This is a genomic window from Pseudoalteromonas rhizosphaerae (assembly GCF_902498845.1).
Taxonomy (GTDB): domain Bacteria; phylum Pseudomonadota; class Gammaproteobacteria; order Enterobacterales; family Alteromonadaceae; genus Pseudoalteromonas; species Pseudoalteromonas rhizosphaerae.
Window position 1 is genome coordinate 146,206 of the sequence record NZ_CABVLM010000013.1, and the last position, 6,851, is coordinate 153,056.

Sequence of the window (6,851 nt, forward strand, 5' to 3'; positions counted from 1 at the left end):
TGGCTAGTTAAACCTTTTACTATTGTGCCTTAAAGGCTTTTTATACTCATCAAGATTAACTCAAATCTTTATACGCCGTGATACAGTTTCTGCCATTTTCTTTTGAAAAGTAAAGAGCTTTATCCGCCGCTTCAATCCATTTTTCATAGCGCTCAAATTCATCTTGAAAACAGGCAAAACCAACACTTACCGTCATTTTAATTTGTTGTTCGCCAAAGTAAAAAGATGAATTTTCAATTAAACTACGCAAACGCTCAGCAAATATATCAGCACCTTTGCGATCCGTGTCCAACAGCGTTACCGCAAATTCTTCGCCGCCATAACGACCTGCAATGTCTGTTTCACGCAATGTTTTACGCAGTAAATCAGCAATGTTACGCAGTGCTTCATCGCCACAACGATGGCCATGTTCATCATTTACTTTTTTAAAGTGATCGATATCAAACATCAATAAAGTACTTATGCCACCACTGCGTTTGATCCTAAGAAATTCTTTGCGTAGGGTATCTTCCCAATGACCTCGATTAGTCAATTTTGTTAGTGCGTCTGTTTGACTCATTTGTTCAAGTTTACGATTTACTTCTTCGAGCTCTTTTTTATTCACCGCCATATCAGTTACATCATAAAGAATGATACAAATATGGCCAACTTCTCCCATCGTATTTGACAGAGGAATAAATGTAGCATTTTGAAACATATGGTCTGCTTTACCCGTGATTGGACGGTAATTTTTAAAGCGGAAAATGTATGGCTGCTGTTCCCAAATAGTAAATGAGCGATTTTTCAAAATAAACACAGACTCTGACTTACTGCGAAACCACTTTTCATCAATTGATGGAAATAAATCAAATAAATCTTTATCTTTTACTGCGCTGGGTAACATACCCGAATGGTTTTCCATAAAACCATTCCAAATACACACTTTATAGTCTCTATCTAACACCACTAAACCAACATCTACGGTATTAAACATATCCATTAACCAATGGATTTCATTCATATTAAAATCAGCAGCAGGCATAATGTTAGTCTTCTAATAGGTAAGCAACTTTGTATTTCAAAGTTTTTAGTGAGTCTTCGGTAAATAACAGCATCAAGTCACAGTTAATATTGTGGTTCTCAATACCATAGCTAATTTCTATTGCCAGAGTACGTTGCCAGCGTGATTTGTTTGCTTTAACTAAATCAGACACATCACAATGTTGCCCTAACACCACCGGGTGTCCTTGGCTAAAGGTCATGTCTAATTGGCGAGATAATCCAGTTAAGATTGCACCAATCAGGATATTACTAATATCCATTAATAACTCCAGCTCAATTTTCTTATTGAGCTCCCCTTGATAGTTCATCAAGGACGCAATTTCTTTAAAGCTAGAATCATTTAGAAGCAACAATGCCTCACCGGATACACCACCACCAATAAAACCTTGGCATACGCCTGAGGTTGTTGCATTAGCATCAATTGAGCGCAGCGCCATATCAAGTTCATTAACTTCGAGAATATTGACATTAGGAATAGGCAGTTCAACAAATACATTTAATAGCCGTGCTAATAAGTCTCCAGCCTGACCCATTGCCACGTTAGTCAGCTCTTGGTATATATCCCTAACATCTGGGTCAACTTGCTCACCTAAGCGGTGTGAGAGCCGCTCGCGCATTGCTTTATCTTTAATTCCATGGTGTTCGATAATGTCGGCAAGCTTTTGGGCATCACATGGTTTTTGAATAAAGTCTATCGCGCCAAGTTCGAGCACCCGTTGATGCGCATTCGGCTGAATATCGCCAGAGACAACAACGGTTAGTATATCCAAGTTTTGCTCTTGAATTGCTTGCAGTACTTCGTAGCCATCCATTTGCGGCATATTTAAATCGAGGAATAAGATTTCCGGGCTTAACGCTTTAATTTGCTCAATACAATGCACGCCATCTTCAGCAAACTCAACTTTAATATCCCAATCATCGGGCAACGAACGAGCTAACTGACGGCGCGCAAGCTTAGAATCATCACAAATTAGTACCGATGTTGACATAGTCTCTCTCTGATTGCTTTTATTTTTATTATTAAAAATGTAAACATTTACCACTGCTTTATGTTAATCAATGTAACCATGCATTACAATTTTAAATTGCATTAAACTCTTGGTGTCCATGAATGATTATAATACACTCAGCCTAATTGCGTTAACTCTAAAGGAAATACCTTATGCTCCGTTCACTCACTTTTGCTTTAAGTGCCTTTTGTTCAATGGCTTTTGCCGCCGATATGACCGAAAATACGCTTGATGCGGGAAAAGTATCAGCACAATCTAAGCCAATCACTTTATTAGGACAAGGTGTAAAACTAGGCGATAAAGCACCAGACTTTAAAGTGGTTGATGGCTCATTCACGCCAATTACTTTAGCCGATTACCAAGGTAAAGCCGTTTTAATCAGCGTTGTTCCAAGTCTAGATACTGGTGTTTGTAGCATTCAAACCAAGCATTTTAACGAAAAGGTTGCATCGCAATTTCCAAATATAGCCATGCTCACCATTAGTGCTGATTTACCGTTTGCACAAAAACGTTTTTGCAAAGCCGAGAACATAGATAAAATTACTGCCTTATCTGATTCAGTATGGCGTGACTTTGGTCAAAACTATGGTTTGATCATTAAAGATATGGGATTACTTACCCGTGCTGTGTTCGTATTAGATGCAAGTCATAAAATTGTTTATAAACAGTTGGTAGCCGATTTATCAACTGAACCAAAATATGACCCTGTTATAAGTGCTTTAACCGCGTTGTAATCTTGCAAATAACAGTCATAAAAAAACCGCCAATCGGCGGTTTTTTTATTGATTGAATTATCAACCCAATAATTCAGCAAGTTGCTGATTAACAGCTTCAACAGCTTGGGTACCGTCTAAACGATGATACTGCGTATTACCCGCTTTAGCTTCCGCTTGGTAATAATCAACCAATGGCATTGTTTGCTCATGGTAAATACCTAAACGTTTACGTACTGTTTCTTCTGTGTCATCAGCACGTATGATCAGATCTTCACCTGTTACGTCGTCTTTACCTTCCACTTTTGGCGGATTGTAAACTACGTGATAAACACGGCCGGAACCAGGATGAACGCGACGTCCTCCCATGCGGTCAACAATAATTTCATCAGCCACATCAAACTCAATAACGTGATCAACAACTACGCCATTTTCTTTCATTGCATCAGCTTGTGGGATGGTACGTGGGAAACCGTCTAGTAAAAAACCTTTTTCACAATCAGCTTTAGTAATACGCTCTTTAACAAGACCTATGATGATGTCATCAGAAATTAACTGACCTGCATCCATTACTTTTTTCGCTTCAAGACCCAGTGGTGTGCCTTCTTTAATTGCAGCACGTAACATATCACCAGTAGAAATTTGTGGAATACCGTACTTATCCATCAAAAACTGAGCTTGAGTGCCTTTACCTGCACCCGGCGCGCCCAAAAGAATAATGCGCATATCATTGTCCTCGTTTGATACTGATCTTACAAAAAGCATATCAGTATGATTTATTATAAAGCCTGAATTCTTCCATAAGCGCCGCCGATACTCAAGCAACTTATACCAATTGACTACGTTGAGATCATAAAAAAAGGGAACCGAAGTTCCCTTTTTATTAAAATGTTAGTTTTTGAGTAATTACTTGCTCAAATCTAACATTAATTTATTTAAGCGAGTCACAAAACCTGCAGGATCTTTTAATGTACCGCGCTCTGCAAGCAAGGCTTGATCAAGCAGTACATGTGACCACTGAGCAAATTTATCTTCGTCTTGTTCAACATTTAAATGCTTCACAAGTTGGTGCTCAGGGTTAAGCTCAAAAATTGGTTTTGCTTCAGGGGCAGCTTGACCAACTGACTCCATTAGCTTTTGCATTTGTGAGCTCATGTCGTTGTCATCAGCGACCACACAGGCTGGTGAATCAGTCAAACGATGTGTAAAGCGTACATCTTTAACATTATCGCCAAGGGCCGTTTTGATGCGCTCAACTAAGCCTGCAACTTCTTTTTCAGACTCTTCTTGCGCTTTTTTGGTCTCTTCGTCATCAAGGTTACCTAAGTCTAGATCACCACGGGTAATTGACTTAAATGGTTTTTCAGCAAACTCGGTTAAGTGGCTCATCATCCACTCATCAACACGGTCACTCATCAACAGTACTTCGATACCTTTCTTACGGAAGATCTCTAGGTGTGGAGAGCTTTTCGCCGCAGTGAATGAATCTGCAACAACGTAGTAAATCGCGTCTTGGCCTTCATTCATACGCTCAACGTATTGCTCTAATGAAACGTTTTGTGCTTCTTCATCAGTGTGTGTTGATGAGAAACGCAGTAACTTAGCAATCGCTTCTTTATTCGCTGCATCTTCAGCTGGACCTTCTTTGATCACTTGACCAAATTCATTCCAAAATACTTGGTAATCGTCGGCTTTATTTTTCGCCATACGCTCAAGCAATTTTAAAGTACGTGACGTACAGCCCTTACGGATTGCTTGCGTAACTTTGTTATCTTGTAAGATTTCACGAGATACGTTTAGTGGTAAATCGTTTGAATCAAGTAAACCTTTCACAAAACGTAAGTAGCTAGGCATAAATTGCTCAGCATCATCCATTACAAATACACGTTGTACATACAGCTTTAAGCCACTTTGACGGTCACGATTCCATAAATCAAATGGTGCTTTTTTAGGAATATACAGTAAGCTTGTGTATTCAGTTTTACCTTCAACTTTGTTGTGAGCCCAGCTCAGTGGATCTTCCCAATCATGGCTTACATGCTTATAAAATTCTTTATATTCTTCATCAGATAGCTCTGATTTATCACGCGTCCACATTGCTGTGGCGCGGTTAATACTTTCCCACTCACCAGGTACGGCTGGAATTTTCTCGCCATCTTCACCTTCTGACTCAGGCACTTCGGCTTTGTACATTTGTACTGGTGTTGAAATATGATCCGAGTACTTAGTTACAATACTACGTAGGCGCCATTCATCAGCAAACTCTTTTTCATCTTCACGAAGATGTAAAGTAATTTCAGTACCACGGCCTGCTTTTTCAATTTCTTCTAGGGTGTATTCGCCCTCACCTTGTGATTGCCACTCAACGCCTTTTTCTTCACCAGCTTTGCGAGTACGAACAGTTACTAAGTCTGCAACGATAAATGCAGAGTAAAAACCAACACCGAATTGACCAATTAGTTGTGAATCTTTACTTTGGTCGCCAGTTAAGTTTTTGAAGAACTCAGCGGTGCCCGATTTAGCAATCGTACCTAACGAGCTGATCACTTCATCACGGGTCATACCAATACCGTTATCTGAAATAGTGACAGTATTTTTTTCTTTATCGGCACTGATACGTACACGTAAGTCTGCGTCACCTTGGTATAGTTCACCATTTGAAAGTGCTAAAAAGCGTAATTTATCAGCCGCGTCTGAGGCATTTGACACAAGCTCACGTAAGAAAATTTCTTTATTAGAATAAAGTGAGTGAATCATTAAGTTTAATAGTTGTTTAACTTCTGTTTGAAAGCCTAATGTTTCTTTTTGTGCTGCAGTCATTTATATATCTCCAATTTGCAAAGTGTCTGCGTTATGCACTTAATATGGGGCGCGGTTTGTTAACTTCAAGTCAAAAGAGCAAAAAAGTAAGCTATAGCAAGATAAACACGGAAGTTAAGTTATTTTTTCTTACAATCAAAATGGCTGTGGGCAATGTAGGTGCGTTTGCTTGGAGCTTCGAGGGTGTACAAAAAACAGATCGCTGGCATGTAATTGTAAGCGCTCAGCCAGTTGTTGGCTATGTTGGTTTTTATACAGATCACAGCCAATAATTGGGTGCCCAATGCTCTGACTGTGAATACGTAATTGATGTGTACGCCCCGTCACAGGGGTAAATTGCACTAAAGTACGCGGCGGTGATGTTAAGCGCTGTAATACTAAATAGTCACTGACGGCAGACTTACCCGTCACATTACAAATTTTAACTAATGGAAAGAGTAATTTATCTTTGACTATTGCAGCGTTTATTTGACCTACGTCATTTAATAACCAGCCATCCAAGATAGCTATATAGTGCTTTTTAATTGTCCCAGCTTGAAATTGCTTATTAAGCTGCTTAGTTGATTCAGGGTTAAGGCCTACAATCATAATACCTGAAGTACCATAATCTAACCGATGCGGCAATTTAGCTGTCGGAAATGCGGCAGTCAGACCTGGCTGCCCATTCACTAAACGATAATGCACAGAATCCCAATTGGCCGGATTTTTACCAGATAAACTCAGTAAACCACTGGGTTTATTGATCAATAAAATATCATCGTCTTTATATAAAATTTCCACATACTCATAGCAAATCGATGCAATAAAGTCATCAACAATAATCTTAGGTTTCAAACTACAATCAGACATTTAATTCCTTACTGTGATTTAGTACATAAACCAAAATAATTAGCGCTAGAATTTAGCGATGAGTACGAAAAGTTCTTATTGCACTATTTTAAAGCTTATTTAAATATGTGAAAGAAAAAGCTCTGGCTTAATCGTGGCGTTCTTTTATCCGTGGGTGTCAGATACTCAACCCACGCTACGGTGTATAGGTTGACACAGTGCGGCTCGCTAGCTTTACTCTCGCTAACTCGCTACTATTTCACTTTCCTACAGACGTAAAAAAGCCGCTTCATTTCTGAAGCGGCTTTCTCAATTTGGAGCCTGGCAATGTCCTACTTTCACATAGCAAATGCTACACTATCATCGGCGCTGTTTCGTTTCACTACTGAGTTCGGCATGGGGTCAGGTGGGTCCAAAACGCTATTGTTACCAAGCAAAT

6 protein-coding genes and 1 rRNA gene are annotated in these 6,851 nt (G+C 39.4%); 1 reads left to right on the forward strand and 6 read right to left on the reverse strand.

Annotated features, from left to right (window positions below; genetic code table 11):
- Positions 1-55 precede the first annotated feature (55 nt).
- Both PSR9079_RS18550 and PSR9079_RS18555 read right to left on the reverse strand, forming a co-directional pair.
- Positions 56-1,021, reverse strand: coding sequence for a sensor domain-containing diguanylate cyclase (locus tag PSR9079_RS18550; RefSeq protein ID WP_149982780.1), 966 nt, complete (start codon positions 1,019-1,021; stop codon positions 56-58).
- Positions 1,022-1,025: 4 nt separating this feature from the next.
- Entirely contained in the window at positions 1,026-2,030 is a 1,005-nt protein-coding gene (locus tag PSR9079_RS18555; RefSeq protein WP_149982781.1) for a response regulator, read from the reverse strand.
- 173 nt (positions 2,031-2,203) lie between these two features.
- Between PSR9079_RS18555 and tpx the strand changes: the two genes are divergently transcribed.
- Complete coding sequence (gene tpx / locus PSR9079_RS18560; protein WP_149982782.1) at positions 2,204-2,785, forward strand: thiol peroxidase; 582 nt, start codon at positions 2,204-2,206, stop codon at positions 2,783-2,785.
- A gap of 60 nt (positions 2,786-2,845) precedes the next feature.
- On the opposite strand, the gene adk is transcribed toward tpx, so the two are convergent.
- The 4 genes from adk to rrf all read right to left on the reverse strand — a co-directional run bounded on the left by adk (position 2,846) and on the right by rrf (position 6,846).
- Positions 2,846-3,490, reverse strand: coding sequence for an adenylate kinase (gene adk, locus PSR9079_RS18565; protein WP_149982783.1), 645 nt, complete (start codon positions 3,488-3,490; stop codon positions 2,846-2,848).
- Between the two features lie 180 nt (positions 3,491-3,670).
- Positions 3,671-5,584 (reverse strand): molecular chaperone HtpG, encoded by a 1,914-nt coding sequence (gene htpG, locus PSR9079_RS18570; protein ID WP_149982784.1) that lies wholly within the window; start codon positions 5,582-5,584, stop codon positions 3,671-3,673.
- A 135-nt stretch (positions 5,585-5,719) separates the two neighbouring features.
- Positions 5,720-6,433, reverse strand: coding sequence for an RluA family pseudouridine synthase (locus tag PSR9079_RS18575; RefSeq protein WP_149982785.1), 714 nt, complete (start codon positions 6,431-6,433; stop codon positions 5,720-5,722).
- Between the two features lie 298 nt (positions 6,434-6,731).
- Positions 6,732-6,846, reverse strand: a 5S ribosomal RNA gene (gene rrf, locus PSR9079_RS18580).
- Positions 6,847-6,851: the final 5 nt, after the last annotated feature.